At 61.9% G+C, this 19,413-nt stretch carries 20 protein-coding genes; 13 read left to right on the forward strand and 7 right to left on the reverse strand.

Annotated elements, in window-relative coordinates:
• Window positions 1-11: 11 nt before the first annotated feature.
• The 6 genes from pip to AC1RRC_RS12105 all read right to left on the reverse strand — a co-directional run bounded on the left by pip (window position 12) and on the right by AC1RRC_RS12105 (window position 5,872).
• Window positions 12-968: a prolyl aminopeptidase gene (gene pip / locus AC1RRC_RS12080; protein WP_493055715.1), complete on the reverse strand. Its 957-nt coding sequence runs from the start codon at window positions 966-968 to the stop codon at window positions 12-14.
• Between the two features lie 39 nt (window positions 969-1,007).
• The gene (locus AC1RRC_RS12085; protein ID WP_493055716.1) at window positions 1,008-2,345 is read right to left on the reverse strand and encodes an amino acid deaminase; all 1,338 of its coding nucleotides are present in this window, start codon (window positions 2,343-2,345) and stop codon (window positions 1,008-1,010) included.
• A gap of 108 nt (window positions 2,346-2,453) precedes the next feature.
• Window positions 2,454-3,194, reverse strand: coding sequence for an acetoacetyl-CoA reductase (gene phbB, locus AC1RRC_RS12090; RefSeq protein ID WP_493055717.1), 741 nt, complete (start codon window positions 3,192-3,194; stop codon window positions 2,454-2,456).
• A 60-nt stretch (window positions 3,195-3,254) separates the two neighbouring features.
• Window positions 3,255-4,433, reverse strand: coding sequence for an acetyl-CoA C-acetyltransferase (locus tag AC1RRC_RS12095; protein WP_493055718.1), 1,179 nt, complete (start codon window positions 4,431-4,433; stop codon window positions 3,255-3,257).
• A gap of 50 nt (window positions 4,434-4,483) precedes the next feature.
• Window positions 4,484-4,894, reverse strand: a complete 411-nt coding sequence (locus AC1RRC_RS12100) for a phasin family protein (RefSeq protein ID WP_493055719.1) — start codon at window positions 4,892-4,894, stop codon at window positions 4,484-4,486.
• 72 nt (window positions 4,895-4,966) lie between these two features.
• The gene (locus AC1RRC_RS12105; protein ID WP_493055720.1) at window positions 4,967-5,872 is read right to left on the reverse strand and encodes a LysR family transcriptional regulator; all 906 of its coding nucleotides are present in this window, start codon (window positions 5,870-5,872) and stop codon (window positions 4,967-4,969) included.
• Between the two features lie 297 nt (window positions 5,873-6,169).
• On the opposite strand from AC1RRC_RS12105, the gene minC reads away from it, so the two are divergent.
• From minC to minE, 3 genes are read left to right on the forward strand one after another with little or no spacing between them, the layout of a single operon-like run.
• Window positions 6,170-6,943 (forward strand): septum site-determining protein MinC, encoded by a 774-nt coding sequence (minC, locus tag AC1RRC_RS12110; RefSeq protein WP_493055721.1) that lies wholly within the window; start codon window positions 6,170-6,172, stop codon window positions 6,941-6,943.
• Window positions 6,944-6,989: 46 nt separating this feature from the next.
• On the forward strand, window positions 6,990-7,805 hold the full coding sequence (gene minD, locus AC1RRC_RS12115; protein WP_493055722.1) for a septum site-determining protein MinD: 816 nt from the start codon (window positions 6,990-6,992) through the stop codon (window positions 7,803-7,805).
• 1 nt (window position 7,806) lies between these two features.
• Window positions 7,807-8,058 carry a cell division topological specificity factor MinE gene (gene minE, locus AC1RRC_RS12120; protein WP_154371159.1) on the forward strand — a complete coding sequence of 84 codons (252 nt, stop codon included), beginning with the start codon at window positions 7,807-7,809 and terminating at the stop codon, window positions 8,056-8,058.
• 99 nt (window positions 8,059-8,157) lie between these two features.
• Here minE and AC1RRC_RS12125 read toward each other — a convergent pair whose 3' ends face one another.
• Window positions 8,158-8,658, reverse strand: a complete 501-nt coding sequence (locus AC1RRC_RS12125) for a hypothetical protein (protein WP_493055723.1) — start codon at window positions 8,656-8,658, stop codon at window positions 8,158-8,160.
• Between the two features lie 232 nt (window positions 8,659-8,890).
• Between AC1RRC_RS12125 and AC1RRC_RS12130 the strand changes: the two genes are divergently transcribed.
• The 10 genes from AC1RRC_RS12130 to AC1RRC_RS12175 all read left to right on the forward strand — a co-directional run bounded on the left by AC1RRC_RS12130 (window position 8,891) and on the right by AC1RRC_RS12175 (window position 19,410).
• Window positions 8,891-9,580, forward strand: a complete 690-nt coding sequence (locus AC1RRC_RS12130) for a response regulator transcription factor (protein WP_493055724.1) — start codon at window positions 8,891-8,893, stop codon at window positions 9,578-9,580.
• A gap of 156 nt (window positions 9,581-9,736) precedes the next feature.
• Complete coding sequence (gene hemA / locus AC1RRC_RS12135) at window positions 9,737-11,011, forward strand: glutamyl-tRNA reductase (protein ID WP_493055725.1); 1,275 nt, start codon at window positions 9,737-9,739, stop codon at window positions 11,009-11,011.
• Between the two features lie 102 nt (window positions 11,012-11,113).
• Window positions 11,114-12,190 carry a peptide chain release factor 1 gene (gene prfA, locus AC1RRC_RS12140; protein ID WP_493055726.1) on the forward strand — a complete coding sequence of 359 codons (1,077 nt, stop codon included), beginning with the start codon at window positions 11,114-11,116 and terminating at the stop codon, window positions 12,188-12,190.
• A 311-nt stretch (window positions 12,191-12,501) separates the two neighbouring features.
• A complete protein-coding gene (locus AC1RRC_RS12145) occupies window positions 12,502-12,969 on the forward strand; it encodes a disulfide bond formation protein B (protein WP_493055727.1) in 468 nt (155 codons plus the stop codon).
• Window positions 12,966-13,778: a peptide chain release factor N(5)-glutamine methyltransferase gene (prmC, locus tag AC1RRC_RS12150; protein ID WP_493055728.1), complete on the forward strand. Its 813-nt coding sequence runs from the start codon at window positions 12,966-12,968 to the stop codon at window positions 13,776-13,778. The genes AC1RRC_RS12145 and prmC overlap by 4 nt, the downstream gene beginning before the upstream one ends.
• A 170-nt stretch (window positions 13,779-13,948) precedes the next feature.
• Window positions 13,949-15,553: a glutamate--cysteine ligase gene (gene gshA, locus AC1RRC_RS12155; RefSeq protein ID WP_493055729.1), complete on the forward strand. Its 1,605-nt coding sequence runs from the start codon at window positions 13,949-13,951 to the stop codon at window positions 15,551-15,553.
• A gap of 9 nt (window positions 15,554-15,562) precedes the next feature.
• Window positions 15,563-16,606, forward strand: coding sequence for a histone deacetylase family protein (locus tag AC1RRC_RS12160; RefSeq protein WP_493055730.1), 1,044 nt, complete (start codon window positions 15,563-15,565; stop codon window positions 16,604-16,606).
• A gap of 39 nt (window positions 16,607-16,645) precedes the next feature.
• Window positions 16,646-18,274: a TonB family protein gene (locus AC1RRC_RS12165; RefSeq protein WP_493055731.1), complete on the forward strand. Its 1,629-nt coding sequence runs from the start codon at window positions 16,646-16,648 to the stop codon at window positions 18,272-18,274.
• 170 nt (window positions 18,275-18,444) lie between these two features.
• On the forward strand, window positions 18,445-18,870 hold the full coding sequence (locus AC1RRC_RS12170; RefSeq protein ID WP_493055732.1) for an organic hydroperoxide resistance protein: 426 nt from the start codon (window positions 18,445-18,447) through the stop codon (window positions 18,868-18,870).
• A gap of 87 nt (window positions 18,871-18,957) precedes the next feature.
• A complete protein-coding gene (locus tag AC1RRC_RS12175) occupies window positions 18,958-19,410 on the forward strand; it encodes a GNAT family N-acetyltransferase (RefSeq protein WP_493055733.1) in 453 nt (150 codons plus the stop codon).
• Window positions 19,411-19,413 lie beyond the last annotated feature (3 nt).

Below are 19,413 nucleotides of genomic sequence, written 5' to 3' on the forward strand. Positions count from 1 at the left end.
GCGGTGGTTTTTCAGTCGAAGCGGCGCTGTTTGCGGAATTGTTCCGTCGCCGTGACCAGCGCGCGCGTAATGCCGGTTTCCATCGCGCCGTGGCCCGCATCCGGGATCATTTTCATGACCGAACCGGCCCACGCCTGATGCAGGCGCCAGGCCGACACGGGCGGGCAAATCACGTCATAGCGGCCCTGGACGATCACCACGGGCAGGTGGGCGATGCGGTCCACGTTGGCCAGCAGCTGGTTGTCCCCAAAGAAGCCCAGGTTCGCCATGTAATGCGATTCCAGGCGGCCCACGCCCAGGTCCAGCGAATCCGATGGCGGTTCTTCCGGCTGCGGCAGCAGGAACACGCGGCGTCCTTCGAAGCGGCTCCACGCCCGCACGGCCGGCCAGTACACGTCCGGGTCATTGCTCATGATGCGCCGGTGGTAGGCGGCCAGCAGGTCGCCCCGTTCTTCCGGCGGAATCCCCGCAATGAATTCATCATAGACGTCCGGATGGAACCATTCGGCGCCATGGAGGAAGAAATCGATTTCGCGCCGCGTGCACAGGAAAATCCCCCGCAGCACGAAGCCCAGGCAGCGTTCCGGGTGGGCCTGGCCATACGCCAGCGCCAGGGTGGAACCCCACGAGCCGCCAAACACCAGCCACTGTTCGATGCCGAACAGGGTGCGCAGGCGCTCGATGTCGTCGATCAGCAGTTGCGTGGTGTTGTTGCGGCATTCGCCGAGCGGCGCCGATTTACCGGCGCCACGCTGGTCAAACAGGATCACGCGGTAATGCAGCGGGTCGAAAAAGCGCCGGTGCGCCGGCGACAGGCCGGCGCCGGGACCGCCATGCAGGAACAGCACGGGAATGCCATTCGGGTTGCCGACTTCTTCCCAGTAGATGGTGTGCAAGTCATCGACCGCCAGCATGCCGTGGCGCAGCGGGGCGATCGGGGGGAACAGCGTGGTGTTCAGTTCTGCCATGGGGATCCTTGTCGTTTTCGTGATTTTAAAGGATGCGTGTCAGAAGAAGGTATTGACTGCGTAACGCACTGTATAGGCATCGTCCACTACCAGCAACAGCGGCCATTTATCGAACGTGGTGCACGGGTGCGAAATGCCGCAGCCAACCAGGTCGCCCACCTGCAGCGACGCGCACAGCGGATCGCCTTGCGGCAGGCGCAGGTAGGCATGCTGGTCATTCATCTTGTCGATGCGGCAGCCGGGCGGCAAGTCCACCGCTTCTTCCTGGCCAAACGCTTCCGGCGCGCCGGGGCGGTGCAGGTACAACGGCAGCGGCAATTCCATGTCATACGACGCGTCGCGCTTGCCCATCGACAGGATCGCCAAATCCGGCTCCGGCCGCGACAGCACCATGCTCCACACTTCGAGCGCCGGGCGCAGGCCGGACGACACGTGTTCGCGCTGGTCCACATCCTGCGTCAAATCCTGGTAAAAACCGTGATCGTTGGTGAGATAGCAGCCGCTGCGCAAGACCGGCAGGACGGGGCGCGATAAACTTGTGATGCCGGCAAAGCCGCGCGCCACCAGGTCGAAGTAGGCGGAACCGCCGGCCGACAGGATGATCTGCTCGCCGGCAAACAGGTTTTCCTGGTCCGCGGCACGCACCAGCGCCACTAGTTGCGCGACATACGCTTGCACGGCTTCGATCGCATGCTTGCGGTCGTGGCTGTGCAACAAGCCTTCATAACCTTCGATCCCGGCCAGTTCTACACCCGGCGCCAGCTTGATGGCGCGCGCCAGCGCCATGGCTTGTTCCGGCGTGCGGCAGCCGGCGCGTTTACCCGCCAGGCCCAGTTCCACCAGCAGCGGCAACGGGCGTTCCAGCTTGGCCGCCACCACGGCCTGCGACAGGCGGCGCACACCGGCCTCCGAATCGGCCAGCGCGATCAATTCGAATCCAGGATCGGCTTTCATCAACGCCACCATGGCGCGGATATCGCTATGGGCGACGAGCTGATTCGCCAGCAGCACGCGCCGCACGCCGAAGCGGTACGCCACCTGCACCTGCGTGGCGCTCGCCAGGGTCATGCCCCACGCGCCATTGGCCAGTTGCGCGCCAAACAGTTGCGGGCACATGGTGGTCTTGCCATGTGGCGCCAGCACAGCGCCATGGCGCGCGCAAAAGCTGTGCATCCAGTCCAGGTTGTGCAACAGCGCGGTTTCCTTCAGCAGCGCGACCGGATAACTGGTATCGCCGCGCAGCACGTTCCAGCGCTGCACGCCGATCGCGCCCTGGCGCATCGGTTCCGTCAACGGCAAGCCTTTGACGCCGGGTTGCAATACCTGCTCTCCCAGGCCGGCCAGCGCCAGCCCGCCATCGGGTAAAAGTCGGTCCATTTCGCCACCATAATGAGGATGCCCGGCCTGAAGGCCCGGCACCCGTCGATAAAAAAAAACACCGCGAGCATGATGCTCGCGGTGTCCGATTTTTGGCTCAGTCCAGTCTTACGACATGTGCTGGCCGCCGTTGATGGCGATGTTGGCGCCGGTCACGAACGCTGCTTCGTCCGACGACAGGTACGCCACCAGGCCGGCAACTTCTTCCGGTTTGCCCAGGCGGGCCATCGGGATTTGCGGGATGATTTTCGAATCCAGCACTTCCTGAGGAATCTCCATCACCATCTTGGTGCCGATGTAGCCTGGCGAGATGGTGTTGACGGTGACGCCCTTGCGCGCCACTTCCAGCGCCAGCGCTTTCGAGAAACCGTGTACGCCGGCCTTGGCGGCCGAGTAGTTGGTCTGGCCGAACGCGCCTTTCTGGCCGTTGACGGAGGAAATGTTGATGATGCGGCCCCAGCCACGGTCCACCATGCCATCCGCGATCGGCTTGGTCATGTTGAACACGGAATCCAGGTTGGTGCGCATCACCGCGTCCCAATTCACCTTGTCCATCTTTTTGAAGGTCATGTCGCGGGTGATGCCCGCGTTATTGACCAGCACTTCGACCGGACCTACTTCGCTGTGTACCTTGGCCACGCAAGCCTGTGCCGACTCATAGTCAGCCACGTCGCACGGATAAGCCTTGAAGTCATAGCCCTGATCTTTCATCGTGGCCAGCCAGCTTTCCGCTTTCGTGTTGTTGGGGGAATACGTGGTTACTACTTTATAGCCGAGGGCTGCCAGTTTGATGCAAATCGCTTCGCCCAAACCGCCCATACCGCCCGTTACCAATGCAACTCGTGCCATTTTCATCCCCTCTTTTTGTATCAATCAATAAGACGTGAACAGTACTGCCAATTGCCAAACTTAAGCGCGCTCTACAGCAAGAGCAACACCCATGCCACCGCCGATGCACAGCGACGCCAGGCCCTTCTTGGCGTCACGGCGCACCATTTCGTGCAGCAGCGTGACCAGGATACGTGCACCGGATGCACCGATCGGGTGACCGATCGCGATCGCGCCACCGTTCACGTTGATCTTGCTCGTGTCCCAGCCCATCTCTTTGTTCACGGCGATAGCCTGTGCCGCGAACGCTTCATTGATTTCCATCAGGTCCAGGTCTTGCGGCGTCCAGCCAGCCTTTTTCAGGCACAGCTTGGCGGCCGAGACCGGGCCCATGCCCATGTACGCCGGATCCAGGCCGGACGAGGCGTAGGCTTTGACTTTCGCCAGCACCGGCAAGCCCAGCTCTTTCGCCTGGGTCGCGCTCATCATGACCACGGCGGCGGCGCCGTCGTTCAGGCCGGACGCGTTACCCGCGGTCACGGAACCTTCCTTGTTGAAGGCTGGGCGCAGGCCGGCCAGCGCTTCCAGGGTCGAACCCGGTTTGATGTATTCATCCGCATCGAACACCACGGTGCTCTTCTTGCTGGCGATTTCCAGCGGAATGATTTCGTCCTTGAACTTGCCTTCTTTTTGCGCGGCTTCAGCTTTCAGCTGCGATTGCAGCGCGAATTCATCTTGCTCGGCACGGGAAATTTCATATTTCTTCGCCACGTTTTCCGCGGTGATGCCCATGTGGTACTGGTTGTACACGTCCCACAGGCCGTCGACGATCATGGTGTCGATCAGTTTGGCGTCGCCCATGCGGAAGCCGTCGCGCGAATTGTTCAACACGTGCGGCGAAGCGCTCATGTTTTCCTGGCCGCCGGCGATGATGATGTTGGCGTCGCCGCACTTGATGGCCTGGGTGGCCAGGTGGGTCGCTTTCAAGCCGCTGCCGCACACCTTGTTGATGGTGTACGCGGGAACACTGGTCGGCAGGCCTGCCTTGATGACGGCCTGGCGTGCCGGATTCTGGCCGACGCCCGCGGTCAGCACCTGACCCAGGATGGCTTCGCTGATCAGGTTCGGGTCGATATTGGTTTTCGCCAGCAAACCCTTGATGACATGGGCGCCCAATTCCGCTGCAGGGATCTTGGCCAGGCTGCCGCCGAACTTGCCTACGGCCGTACGGCCTGCTGCTACGATGACTACATCATCCATTTGTTTCTCCAGTGAACATGGCCAAGTGGCCGATGAAAAAATTGCAACTTCTATTCTATCGATTTGTCTGCGTGATGGTTGAATAACCCTTGCAGCGGCACGGCTGCTTGTGCCAGCAGCGCGTGCGCGTCCTTGGCGATGCCGGCCGCGTGCCTGCCGTAGGCTTGCGCGCGGTCGAGCGCCTGCTGCGACTGGGTCGCTGTCAGGCTCAGCCAGTCTTGCGGGTGATTCAGCGATAGCATTTGATTGGACGCGTCCGTGGCCGAAGCCAGGGCGTTTTTGACGGAGTCCAGCTGGAGGTCGACCAGGCCAGCGCTACTTTGGAGCACTGCTTTGGCACAGGTATCAAAACTGCGGATGTGAGCTTCAATCAGGGACTGCGCTTGCGAATACTGTTCTGGGTTAAACATGGATTCCTTGTCTGAATGCGGACCTGCAACCAAAAACGCAATGATATGCATCACTTTTGTCAACGCCTTTGATCTAGAGCAATGCTACCAATTTCATTGTGGTTGAAATGTCACGAATTGTCACTACAAGAGTTTGATACCGTCGAGTGCGCCGGCACACTGCTCACGTATCACATTAATGAAATCAAGCACATATGCCTTCGAACGGAGCGCATCTGGCACCGAAACGTACAGATCTGACCACAGTCCGTTTTCATTCACAGGCCGTGATACTACGTAGTCAAAATCAACATAATTTTTTATGGCCCAGTTTGGTAACGCGGCAATCCCGCGCTTGCTGGCGACCAATTGCATCATGGCAACCGTCAGTTCCGTGGTGCGGCGCTCGAAGGCGATGCCCGCTGGCGTCAACACTTCGCGGATCAAGTCCACCCGCCCTTCCGGCACCGGGTAGGTCAGCAAAGTTTCTCCCGTGAAGTCATCGGCATGCAGGCGGCGCAGGGCGGCCAGGCGGTGCTTGGGCGCCATCACCACCAGCACTTCATAGCGGAACAGCGGAAAGGCCGCATAGCCGGCGCTGTATTCGGAACCGATGACCAGGTCGGCCTGCCCGGTCCGCAACAATTCCGACGGTTCGCTGTGGAAACCCGACACCAGGTCGATTTCCACCTCCGGCCAGCGCTTGCGGAACGCATTCATCACCGGCATCAGCCAGTCAAAGCAGGTGTGGCATTCCAGCACCACCCGCAACTGGCCCTGGTCGCCTTGCGACAGGCGGGCGACATCGCGCTCGGCCTGTTCGATTTCCGGCAACAGCGTATCGGCCAGCCGCAACAGGCGGGCGCCGGTCGCGGTAAAGCCGATCGGTATCGATTTGCGCTCAAAAAGCTGACTACCGTAGCGATCTTCCAGCAATTTAATCTGGTGCGACAGCGCGGACTGCGTCAGGTTCAACAGTTGCGCGGCGCGCACCAGGCTGCCGGCGGAGCGCAAGGCGCTGAGCGTGCGTAAGTGGCGTATTTCCAGCATATGAATCCGATTCAAGCGTCTCGAAAAATCTTCCAGCCACTGTACAACACGAATATTTAATCTAAATGACAACAACCGGGTTTCCGGGACGGCCCTCGCCGCGTCCAGGCGCAAAATTTCCAAACAGCAAAACCCTTGCCACATCAGCCTTCCCGGCCCGCCGGCGGTGTGTCTGATTAATAAGACGGCACTCCCATTTCTTTCTTAACCACAGTAAAATGCTACGGCTTGTCCCGGTGCGCCGGCAGGCAAACCCGGCCGATGGGCCCCAAGCAAGACCCCTTAACTGACCGTTTTATGTCCAAGAGCCCGTTCCACAAGCCCATCGAAATCAAGATTTCCACCGTCGTCGCTGTTTCCGCCATTTTGTATACCTCCGATGGCATCGCACTCGATGCCGCGCTGAATGAAATGACCGGGGGCGTGCCTGACTTTTTCGAAGGCGACCTGGCGGTGATCGACGTCGGCTCGCTGGCGCCCGGCTGCGAACGCATCGACTGGGCCAGCACCATTGCCCTGCTGAAGAAATACCGCCTCAATCCGGTGGCGGTGCGCCATGCGGCGCCGGACATGGTGGAAGAAATCCTGGCCCAGGGCCTGTCGCTCGATACTGGCAAGACTGAAGAACATACGGCGGCGGCGGCGCCGGTGCAGATGCCGGCCCCGGCGCCGGCGCCCGCCGCCGCCCCCGTGCCAACAACGGCCCCGGCGGCCGGCGCGATCGGCACCCTGATCATTGACACCCCGGTGCGCGCCGGCCAGCGCATTTATGCGCGGGGCGGCGACCTGATCGTGACGGCCGTCGTCAACAACGGCGCCGAAATCATCGCGGACGGCAGTATCCACGTGTACAACACGTTAAATGGCCGCGCCCTGGCGGGCGCGTCCGGCAACGCCAGCGCGCGTATCTTCGCGCTGTCGATGGCGCCGGAACTGGTGTCGATCGCGGGGGTGTACCGCACATTTGAAGATGGATTCCCGGCTGAGCATGCACGCAAACCCACGCAAGTGAGCCTGGAGGGCGACCGGCTGGATATACTATCCGTCAATGCAACGCCAACCCGCGCTTAAGTTGGATTAAGCAGCTCCCTGAGCTGCACTCTGAAAAGGATTATTTGTGGCAAGAATTATCGTTGTAACGTCCGGCAAGGGCGGTGTCGGCAAAACGACTTCCAGCGCCAGCTTTTCGACCGGCCTGGCCCTGCGTGGCCACAAGACTGCTGTGATCGACTTTGACGTCGGCCTGCGCAACCTTGACTTGATCATGGGTTGCGAACGCCGCGTGGTGTATGACCTGATCAACGTCATCAATAAAGAAGCAACGCTGAACCAGGCCCTGATCAAAGACAAGCACTGCGACAACCTGTTCATCCTGCCGGCTTCGCAAACGCGCGACAAAGACGCGCTGACCGAAGAAGGCGTGGAAGCCGTGTTGCATGAAATGATCAACATGGGCTTTGAATACATCATCTGCGATTCCCCGGCCGGTATCGAACACGGCGCCCTGATGGCACTGACCTTTGCCGACGAAGCCCTGGTGGTGACCAATCCGGAAGTGTCGTCGGTGCGCGATTCGGACCGCATCCTCGGCATCATCCAGGCCAAGTCGCGCCGCGCGCAATCGGGCGGCGAACCGGTCAAGGAACATTTGCTGATCACCCGCTACTCGCCGAAACGCGTGGAAGCGGACGAAATGCTGTCCTATGGCGACGTGCAGGAAATCCTGCGCATCCCGCTGATCGGCATCATCCCGGAATCGGAATCGGTGCTGCACGCCTCCAACCAGGGCAACCCGGCCATCCACTTCAAGGGCACCGACGTGGCCGAAGCGTATGAAGACGTGGTGTCGCGTTTCCTCGGCCAGGAAATCCCGCTGCGCTTTACCACGTATGAGAAACCGGGCTTCCTGCAGCGTATTTTCGGAGGCAAGTGACATGGCCCTGCTGTCTTTCCTGTTCCCCTCCAAGCCGAAGACGGCCAGCGCCGCCAAGGAACGGCTGCAAATCATCATTGCGCGCGAGCGCAATGGCCGCGCCGGTCCGGATTTCCTGCCGGCCCTGCACAAAGAGCTGATCGAAGTGATTTCCAAGTACACGAAAGTGGAAGCGGACGACATCAAGATTTCGCTGGACCGCCAGGGTAACCTGGAAGTGCTGGACGTCAACGTGGTGTTGCCGGATACCTGATCCGGTTCCAACATGAGGTGCCCGGCCTGAAGGCCCTGCACCTGCGAATGAAATCACGGCCGCTGCATGCGGCCGTTTTCATTGGCGAAGCGACTTTATTCAAGCCTCTTTCGTCATCAGCGCCCTGGCCACTGTAGCGCACGCGTCCACGTGCTGGTAGCCAATTTGCCTGAATGCGAAAAATCCGATCGCGGCGGACGCCGCCTGTCCCGCCAGCGGCACGAACCGGCTCACCTGCTTGGTCACCAGCTTGCTGGCGCTGCGCTGCAGCAATTTCAAGATGACTTCGCGCGTGATGTAGCGGCCCACCATGGTCCCGCCCACGCTGATGGCCGCCTCATAGGCGCGGATTTTTAACTGTGGCTGTAACCTGCCGACCTGCTCAGGTGTTAAGCCGAATTCACGATTGATGTCGTCGATCAGGGTGGCGAACAGGCGCAAATCCGTGACCACATCGAGCCCCGGCAGGGGCACTGCGGAAATGCCCGCCGAGACGGCGGCACGCCGTTGCACAAGACGCCGGCAACGGTCCCGCACCTCGGAAATCTCCTTCTCCGACGAGGGAACCAGCGTCCATTCAGGGGATTTTTTATCAAACATGGTTACTTTTTTGACTAGCTGCAATTGTACCAAAGGCCATTGTAAAGCCCACCTTGTCCGTGTACCGTGTGATGATGCGACGTGTTTAACTAGGCTATCATCTAATTCTCTTCGGAAAAAATTAACAGATTTAGCATAAAACACTGGCGTCCTTGTAACCACTTTTTAACTATTTTTCCGCTCAGCCTGGCGCATTCGGTATCATGCAGGCAGACACGGAACCCGCGACATCATGAGAATCGTTGTACTAGACAATGACCGTAGCCAAGCTGATTTGATCTGCCAGGTACTGACCTCGGCGGGCCACCTGTGCCACGGTTTCCAAAACGGTAAAGACTTGCTGACCCACATGCGCAAGGACAATTACGACATGTTAATCATGGAGTGGCAAGTGTCCGATATGACCGGTGCGGAAGTCGTCAAGCGCGCCCGCGAGCGCATGCCGGAAAAAGCCCCCATTTTGTTCCTCACCACCAGCTCCGGTGAAGACGATATCGTTGCCGGCCTGGCGGCCGGCGCCGATGACTACATGATCAAACCGCTGCGCCGCAGCGAAATGCTGGCCCGGGTGCAAGCGCTGCTGCGGCGCGCCTACCCGACGCAAAATGGCGCCGAGCAATTGCAATTTGGCCAATACACGTTCGAAACCCGCCCGGGCCGCCTGTTGATGGATGGCGCCGTGCTGGATGTGACGCACAAGGAATTCTCGCTGGCCCTGCTGTTCTTCCGCAACCTGGGCCGTCCGCTGTCGCGCGCTTATATCCATGAAGCCGTCTGGATCCGTGAAACCACGATTCCATCGCGCACCATGGACACCCACGTTTCCCGCGTCCGCAACAAATTGCAGCTGAAGCCGGAAAACGGCTTCCGCCTGGTGCCGGTCTACAGCTACGGCTACCGCCTGGAAAAACTCGGCGCATAAACACCCGCCGCAATCCCCGCGTCCGCGCGGCGGCGGTGCCACAACACCGCTGCGGCGCTATAGCCGTCATTACCCCCGGCGGCCGGTGCCGCCGGGCACATCACGGTATAATGGCCACTGGCGTCTACTTCCGTCATTCCAATATACCGTTCCGTGATGCAACTGCTTGCCGTCGGCCTCAACCACACCACCGCGCCTGTTTCGCTGCGCGAACGGCTGGCGTTCGCGCCAGACCAGCTCGGTGACGCGGTGCGTGCGGCGCAAGCCTGGTTTGGCCGCAGCGCCACGCGCGGCAATGACGAAGCGGCAATCTTATCGACCTGCAACCGCACGGAATTGTATGGCGCCAGCCAGGCCGCCAACCCGCTCGACGCGGGCGCCCACTTCCTGGCCGATTTCCACCACTTGAATTACAGCGAATTGCGGCCGCATTTGTACATGCTGCCGCAGCACGATGCCGTGCGCCACACGTTCCGCGTCGCTTCCGGACTCGATTCCATGGTGCTGGGCGAAACGCAAATCCTGGGCCAGATCAAGGATGCGATCCGCACGGCGGAAGAGGCCGGCGGCCTCGGCACGTATTTGCACCAGCTGTTCCAGCGCAGTTTTTCCGTCGCCAAGGAAGTGCGCAGCACCACGGAAATCGGCGCGCACAGCGTGTCGATGGCGGCTGCCGCCGTGCGCCTGTCGCAGCGCATCTTTGACAAGATCGCCGAACAGCACGTGCTGTTCATCGGCGCCGGTGAAATGATCGAGCTGTGCGCCACGCACTTTGCCGCGCAAAATCCCAAGTCCATCACGATTGCCAACCGCACCATGGAGCGCGGCGAGCAATTGGCGCACCGCTTCAGCGCGAAAGCCATGCGGCTGGCGGAATTGCAGGACAAGCTGCACCAATACGACATCGTAATTTCCTGCACCGCCTCGTCGCTGCCGCTGATCGGCCTGGGCATGGTCGAGCGCGCGGTGAAAGCGCGCCGCCACAAGCCGATGTTCATGGTGGACCTGGCCGTGCCGCGCGATATCGAGCCGGAAGTGGGCCGCTTGAATGACGTGTTCCTGTACACCGTGGACGACCTCGGCAAAGTCGTGCAAACCGGCCTGGAAAACCGCCAGGCCGCCGTGGCGCAAGCGGAAGCCATTATTGAAACGCGGGTGCAATCGTTCATGCACTGGATCGATGACCGCGCCGTGGTGCCGGTGATCCAGGGCTTGCAGGAAAGCGGCGAAGCACTGCGCCTGCTGGAACTGGAACGCGCCCGCAAGATGCTGGCCAAGGGCGAAGATATCGACACGGTGCTGGAAGCGCTGTCGAAAGGCCTGACCGCGAAATTCATGCACGGTCCGCAGCAGGCGCTGCACCGGGCCCAGGGCGACGAGCGCGCCCAATTGGCGGTCTTGCTGCCGCAGTTATTCAACAAGCGCCGTTAGCTTTCCCCTCCGCGGTACCGGCGCCCCCGCGCGCCTTCGCTATGCCTGCGCCAGCCTGGCGCGATTCTCAACACGCACTGCCCAACATTACCAAGATCAACTATGAAACCATCGATGCTGGCCAAGCTGGACCAACTGGCCAACCGCCTGACCGAGCTGAATGAATTGCTGATGTCCGAAGGCGCCACCGCCAATATGGACAGCTACCGCAAGATGACGCGCGAACACGCGGAACTGGGGCCACTGGTGGCGCTGTACCAGTCTTACCAGGGTGTGCTGGGCGATATCGCGGAAGCGCAAGGCATGCTGTCCGATCCGGACATGAAGGAATTCGCGCAGGAAGAAATCGAAGCGGGCAAGGCACGGCTGGCGGAGCTGGCGCTGGAATTGCAAAAGATGCTGTTGCCGAAAGATGCGAACGATGAGCGCAACATCTTCCTGGAAATCCGCGCCGGCACGGGCGGCGATGAATCCGCGCTGTTCGCGGGCGATTTGCTGCGCATGTACACGCGCTTTGCCGAGCGCAACCGCTGGCAAGTGGAAATGGTGTCGGAGTCGGCGTCGGACCTGGGCGGCTACCGCGAAGTCATCGTGCGATTGGTGGGCAATGGCGTGTATTCGAAGCTGAAATTCGAATCGGGCGGCCACCGCGTGCAGCGCGTGCCCGCCACGGAAACCCAGGGCCGCATCCACACGTCGGCCTGCACGGTGGCGGTGATGCCGGAAGCCGATGAAGTCGAGGACGTGCACATCAACCCGGCCGACCTGCGCATCGATACCTTCCGCGCCTCCGGCGCCGGCGGCCAGCACATCAATAAAACCGACTCCGCCGTGCGCCTGACGCACTTGCCGACCGGGATCGTGGTGGAGTGCCAGGACGACCGTTCGCAGCACAAGAACAAGGCGCAAGCCATGAAAGTGCTGGCGGCCCGCATCAAGGACGTGCAATTGCGCGAACAGCAATCGAAGGAAGCGGCCACCCGCAAGAGCCTGATCGGTTCCGGCGACCGCAGCGAACGCATCCGCACCTACAACTTCCCGCAAGGCCGCATGACGGACCACCGCATCAACCTGACCCTGTACAAGCTGGACTTCATCATGGACGGCGACCTGACGGAACTGACCAACGCCCTGGCCGCCGAACACCAGGCCGAACTGCTGGCCGCCCTCGGCGACTAAAATTGGGGTCAGGCGTGCATTCGTGCGTTTTTCCCGTGGGGTCAGGCGTGCATTGATGCATTCCGATGCCCCTGGAACCCGCGCCAGCACTGGATTCCACGCCGGCCATGCATGGCCGGCATACGGACTGGGCCGCAACCAAATTAGCGGCCCAGTCCGCGTGTTCTCCTATGTGGAGAATGCACGATTGCACGCCTGACCCCACGTGGTAAGCGCATCAATGCACGCCTGACCCCACTTTAAGAATGAAATAAGGCCGCTGCGTGGCGATTGTGCGAGAATCCCGCCTTTAACCTGGATCAAAGACGACGATGAAACCACGCACCTTGCTTCTGTCCATCGCACTGGCCTGTTTCGGGCTGATCGGCGTTGCCTTGTATTTACAGCACGTCGCCAACCTGGCGCCCTGCCCGCGTTGCGTGATCCAGCGTTACGCTTTCCTCGCCGTCGGCTTCGTCGCCCTGACCGGTTATTTCCTGAATTCCGTGAAAATCCCCAGCGCCATCGCGCTGCTGGCCGCGCTGGGCGGCTTGTTTGCGGCCGGGCAGCATTTGTACATCATTGCCCACCCGAGCTTTGGCTGCGGCATCGACCCGGTGGAGAATTTCCTCAACCAGTTGCCGACCGCGCACATCATGCCGTTCCTGTTTGAATCGTATGGCGCGTGCGAACATGCCGATGAATTCCTCGGCCTGTCGATCCCGCAGTGGTCGTTCCTGTGGTTCGGCCTGTTCGCGGTGGCGCTGGGCCGGATCTTGCTGCGCAGCCGCAAGGTATGACCACCACCGTCGCCCAGTTGCAAGTCCAGTCGCTGCTGGACCCGCTGGATAACCGCATCCTGCTGTGCCACGCGCTGGGCCTGACGCGCGTGGGCCTGATCACGCAATCGGAACGCATCCTGACCGGCGACGAGCGCCTGCGCTTCGACGCGCTGGTGCAGCGCCGCCTCAACGGTGAACCGATCGCGTATATCGTCGGCCAGCGCGAATTCTACGGCTTGCCGTTCAACGTCAGTCCCGCCGTGCTGATCCCCCGTCCCGACACCGAATTGCTGGTGGAACTGGCGCTGGAGCGCCTGCCCCCGCGCGCCAACGTCCTCGATATGGGCACCGGCAGCGGCGCGATAGCCGTTGCGATCGCCCACAGCCGTCCGGACGCCGCCGTCACGGCGCTCGACGTCAGCCCGCCCGCGCTGGATGTGGCGCGCAGCAACGCCACCCTGAACCACGCCAAGGTGCGCTTCCTGCACAGCGACTGGTACAGCGCGGTGCAGGGCGAGCGCTTTGGCCTGATCGCTTCCAACCCGCCCTACATCGTGGCCGGCGACCGCCACCTGTCCGAAGGCGATTTGCGCTTCGAGCCGCCAGGCGCGCTGACCGACCACGCCGACGGCCTGACCTGCCTGCGCACCATCATCGGCGGCGCGCCGCGGCACCTGGAAACAGGCGCCTGGCTGTTGATGGAACACGGCTATGACCAGGCCGAAGCGGTGCGCGCCCTGCTGTCCGCGCAGGGGTACACTGAAGTGCAGAGCTGGCGCGACCTGGCCGGCATCGAACGCGTCAGCGGCGGGCGCCGCCCGGCCTGACCGGCGCGTCATCGGCCCGCCACACGGGGCTGTTACACTGGCGCATCCAGCCCGGGCCGCACGCCTGTCGCGCCCCGGGCAACCGGTTTTCAGGGCTCATTAAACACGGTCGTCCGATTTCGGTTAATCTCGCACAATATTTTTTTGCTGCACCAGAAAGGAAGATCAAATTGTCCAATCTTTTGACACGCCGTCTTGCCCTGCTGGCCGATGAACAACATCGGTCCGTGCTGGCGGGCGGCCTGCGCGGCATAGAGCGAGAAACCCTGCGGATCGACCCCACGGGCCACATGGCGGCCACCCCGCATCCTGTGGCGCTGGGCTCAGCGCTCACCCACCCGGAAATCACCACCGATTACGCGGAAACCCTGCTGGAATTCATTACCCCGGCCGAGCATGACATCGCTACCACCCTGGACAAGCTCGATGGCATCCACCGTTTTGCCTACAGCAAACTGGGCAGCGAAATGCTGTGGAGCCAGTCGATGCCGTGCGAATTGCCGCCGGAAGAAGACATCGCCATCGCGTGGTACGGCACGTCGAACATCGGCATGCTGAAACACGTGTACCGCCGTGGCCTGGCCGTGCGCTATGGCAAAGCCATGCAATGCATCGCCGGCATCCACTACAATTTTTCGCTGGACGAGCGCCTGTGGCGCGTGCTCGACGAGCATGAAAACCCGCAGCAAAAGCTGTCGGCCAAGGCCTACCAGTCGGAGAGCTATTTCGCCACCATCCGCAACTTCCGCCGCTACAGCTGGCTGCTGATGTATCTGTTTGGCGCGTCGCCGGCCCTGTCGGCCAATTTCCTGCGCGGCCGACCGCACAAGCTGGAACGGCTGTCGGACGACACCCTGTACCTGCCATACGCCACCAGCCTGCGCATGAGCGACCTCGGTTACCAGAACGATGCGCAATCAGGCCTCAGCCCGCACGAAAACTGCCTCGACAGCTATGTCGCGACCTTGACCAAAGCCGTCAACCAGCCTTACGCGCCGTACGGGGAAATCGGCACCAAGCGCGATGGCGAATGGGTGCAGCTGTCGACCAATGTGATCCAGATCGAGAACGAGTATTACGCGACGATCCGCCCGAAACGCGTGATCCGCAGCGGCGAGCGTCCGTTGCAGGCGCTGTGCTCGCGCGGCGTGCAATACATTGAAGTGCGCTGCATGGATGTCGATCCGTTCGAGCCGGTCGGTATCAGCGTGGAAACCGGCCGCTTCCTCGATGTCTTCCTGCTGTATTGCGCACTGCAAGACAGTGCAAAAATCTCCGAGGAAGAAGGCCGCATCCACACCGGCAATTTCGCCCGCACGGTGAAGGAAGGCCGCCGTCCGGGCCTGGCGCTGATGCGCGATGGCGCCGAAGTCTTGCTGACGGACTGGGGCCGGACCTTGCTGGAACAATTCCGCCCGGTGGCGCAATTGCTGGACCGCCAGCGCGGCGGGACCGCGCACGTCGATGCGCTGAACGCGCAATTGCCGAAGCTGGCCAATCCCGAGCTGACGCCATCGGCCCGCGCGCTGCGTGAGATCCGCGAGTTGAACGGTTCGTATGCGGCCTTCGGCCTGCGCCAGAGCGAGCGCCACGCCGCGGCCTTCCGCAGCCGTCCACCGACCACAGAGGAACAGGCGTATTTCGGCAAGCTGGCCAGCGTCTCGCTGGAAGAACAGACCGAACTCGAACGCACGCAGACCGGCAACTTCGATGACTTCGTTGCCGCCTACCGCGCCAGCAACCTGTGCAAGGATTTCACCGACGTGCCCTGCTAAACCGGCGCTATGCTGACCTTCTACAACGAGCTGCACAGCCAGCACCGTGGCCGCCACGAATTTTTCCGTGGCGAGCTGGTGCCGTGCTTTGAAAAGCCGGAGCGGGTCGAGCAAGTGCTGGCGGAACTGGGCCGGCGCGGCCTGGGACAAATCGTCACGCCGCACAGCGTGCCGCCGATGACCCTGGAGCGGGTGCACACACCGCGCTACCTGGCCTTCCTGCGCAATGCCTGGGCCGACTGGGTCGCGCTCGATCCCGCCAATGCGAACAAGGATGCGTTCCCCGCCGTCTGGCCGGTGCGCACGCTGCGCGCCGATATCGAACCCGATAATTTTTGCGCAAAGCTGGGCCTGTATTCGATGGACAGCGGCACGCCGCTCACGTCCGGCACCTGGACCGCCGCCAAGAGCGGCGCCGATTGCGCCGTCAATGCCGCGCACGCGCTGCGCCTGGGCGAACGGGCCACGTTTGCCCTGACCCGCCCGCCCGGCCACCATGCCGGTGCGGACTTCTATGGCGGCTACTGCTTCCTCAACAACGCGGCGCTGGCCGCGCAGCACATGCTCGATGACGGCGCCCGCAAAGTCGCCATCCTCGACATCGACTACCACCACGGCAACGGCACCCAAAGCATTTTCTATGACCGCAGCGACGTGCTGTTCGTGTCGATCCACGCCGACCCGCGCAGCGAATACCCGTTTTACCTCGGCCACGCCGATGAAACCGGCCTGGGCGCGGGCCTCGGCTACAACGTGAATTTGCCGCTGCCGCACGGCGCCAGCACCACCGCCTGGTTCGCCGCGCTGGAAACCGCCTGCCTGCGCCTGCAAATGTTCCAGCCGGAAGCGCTGGTGGTGTCGCTCGGCGTCGACACCTTTGCCGGCGACCCGCTGTCGCACTTCGGCCTACAAAGCGCGGATTACCTGCGCATCGGCGAACGCCTGGCTTACCTCGGCTTGCCGACCGCCTTTGTTTTCGAGGGCGGGTATGCGGTCAAGGAACTGGGTGTCAATGTGGTCAACGTGCTGGAAGGGTTTGAGACGGCCTTATAGGGCGTTACAATCCGGGCAACCTGTTATCCGGAGCCTGTTTTGAAGCTGATCGCCGCCTGTCTGTCCACCCTGGCCTTGTTGCATTCGACCACCGTGCTGGCCACCACCACCGGGTCGGAGCTCACCACGTCCAACCTGGTGGCCTGCAAGCCCGAATGGCCCAAGGAAGCATTGCGCAAGGAACAAACCGGAACCGTGATACTGGCCTTCCACATCGACGTGGACGGTTCGGTACTGGCGACCGAACTGCGCAAATCCAGCGGCTTCCCGCTGCTGGACGACGCGGCGCGCGCGGGCCTGGTCCGCTGCAAGTTCAAGCCGGGCATCGTCAATGGCGTACCTGCGCGCGTCTGGACCCAGGTACAGTACGTGTGGACGCTGGAACAATCCAGTCCCGCACAGCAAGAACTCATCCGCCAGCAAGCGGCGCTGTATCGTGACCGGGCGCTGTCCGGCGACGCGGATGCACTGCTGGCCATGGCGCAAGCCCATGCGAAAGGCACGCCGCTGGAAGTGACGGGCCCGGCGACGATGCGGCAAGCGCTGGCGCAAAGCCCGGCCGCGGCGCAATATGAGCTGGCCAACCGCCTGTCCACGGGCGAAGGCGCATTGCGCGATGCCAGCGAAGCGCTGGTCTGGTTCCGCGCCTCGGCCGAAGCCGGCTATGCCCCCGCCCAATTCAAGCTGGGCTGGCACTATGACTGGGGCCGCGGTGTGGCGCGCAATGCCGGACTGGCCATCAACTGGTACCTCAAGGCTGCGGCGCAAGGCCACCATATTGCGGAATACTACCTGGGCGGCATATACCACGATGCCCGCGGCGTCCCGCGCGACTATGCGCAAGCGGCCGCGTGGTACCGCAAGGCGGCCGAGGGCGGCGATACGTGGGCCCAGGCCAATCTGGGCCGCATGATCATGCGTGGCAATGGCGTGGAAAAAAATCCGGCCGAGGCGCTGCGCTGGCTGCGCCTGGCCGCCGCCAGCGATAACCATGCAGCGGAAGGCGACCTGGCGCTGATGTATTTCCTCGGCATCGGCGTGGCCGACGACGACGCGCAAGGCATCGTGTATCTGCGCAAGGCCGCCGAGGGCGGCGACCAGCCGTCCCAATTGCGCCTGTCGCTGGCGCTATCGTATGGCGTACGCATGCCGCTCAACCACACGGAAGCCATGCACTGGCTGCGCAAGCTGGCGGAACGGGGCCATGCCACCGGGCAGAACAACCTCGGCTATTCCTACGAAATCGGGCGCGGCGTGCCACAGGATTACGTGACCGCGCGCGACTGGTACGCGCAAGCCGTCGCCCAAGGCAACGGCAGCGCCGAGGCGGCGCTGGGCGGACTGTTCGAACATGGCCAGGGGGTGGAGCGGAATTTACCCAAAGCCATCGAGCTATACCAGGCAGCCATCGGCCACAACAATGCCGATGGCATGCAGCGCATGGCGGCGCTGCATGATGCCGGGCGGGGCGTGGAAAAGAATCCAGCCGCCGCCCGCGCACTGTATGAACGCTCTGCCGCCCTGGACAATGAAAAAGCCATGCGCCGTTTGGCGGCCGCGTACGAACAGGGCGACTGGGGCATGACGCCGGACCCGGCCCAGGCGCAGGCCTGGCGGAGCAAGGCGGACAGCAAGGCGGCGCGGCCGATGGAGCCGTTTGCGCTGTAAAGGACGCCGGGAACAAGGTTCGTACAAAAATACGAACCATCCATAAAAATCGCTTGCAATTAAATAGCGCACGATCTATAGTGTGCACATACCCGCTGCGCAGTACAATGTGCGGCACCAACCAAGTAGTACACGATGTAATCGCTAACTATTGAAAAGGAGCATCAATCATGGCACTGGAACAAGTACTGTACACCGCACACGCTAAATCCACCGGTGGCCGCGAAGGCCGCGCTGTGTCCTCCGACGGCGCACTGGACGCGAAACTGACCACCCCGAAAGAACTGGGCGGCAACGGCCTGCCAGGCACCAACCCTGAACAACTGTTCGCAGCGGGCTACTCGGCCTGCTTCATCGGCGCCATGAAATTCGTCGGCGGCCGTGACGGTATCGCCGTGCCGGCGGACGTATCGATCGACGCGTCGGTCGGCATCGGCCCGATCCCTAACGGCTTCGGTATCCAGGTTGAACTGAAAGTGTCGCTGCCAGGCCTGGACCGCGCCACCGCCGAGAAACTGGTGCAGGCTGCGCACATCGTTTGCCCATACTCGAACGCCACCCGTGGCAACATCGACGTCACGCTGACCCTCGTTTAAGATTCGGCGCACGGCATCACAAAGGCGCCACGGCGCCTTTTTGCATTTCTGCACGTACAATCAGGGCTCTACACACAGGAGTTCCGAATGATTGAATGGCAGTGGCAAGCGTTTAAAGACATGGCGGTGGCGGACCTGTACCAGGTGCTGTATCACCGCCAGCAAGTATTCGTGCTGGAACAGCAGTGCCTGTATCCGGACATCGACCATTTCGACCAGGACGCCCATCACCTGACCGCGTGGGTCGTCAAGGATGGCAAGCGCGAACTGGCGGCCTGCCTGCGCGTGATTGCGCCCGGTGTCAAATACACGGAAATGTCGCTGGGCCGCATCCTGTCGACCCAGGCCGCGCGCGGCACCGGTGTCGGACGCCTGCTGGTGGCCAAAGGCATCGAACACGCGGAAGCGCTGTATCCGGGCCACGCGTGCCGCATCGGCGCGCAGCAATACCTGGAACAGTTTTACGGCAGCTTCGGTTTCAAGACCGTCAGTGAACCGTATGATGAAGACGGCATCATGCACGTCGAGATGGTGCGCTGAACC

It is taken from the genome of Pseudoduganella sp. GW821-FHT12E03 (genome assembly GCF_058807115.1).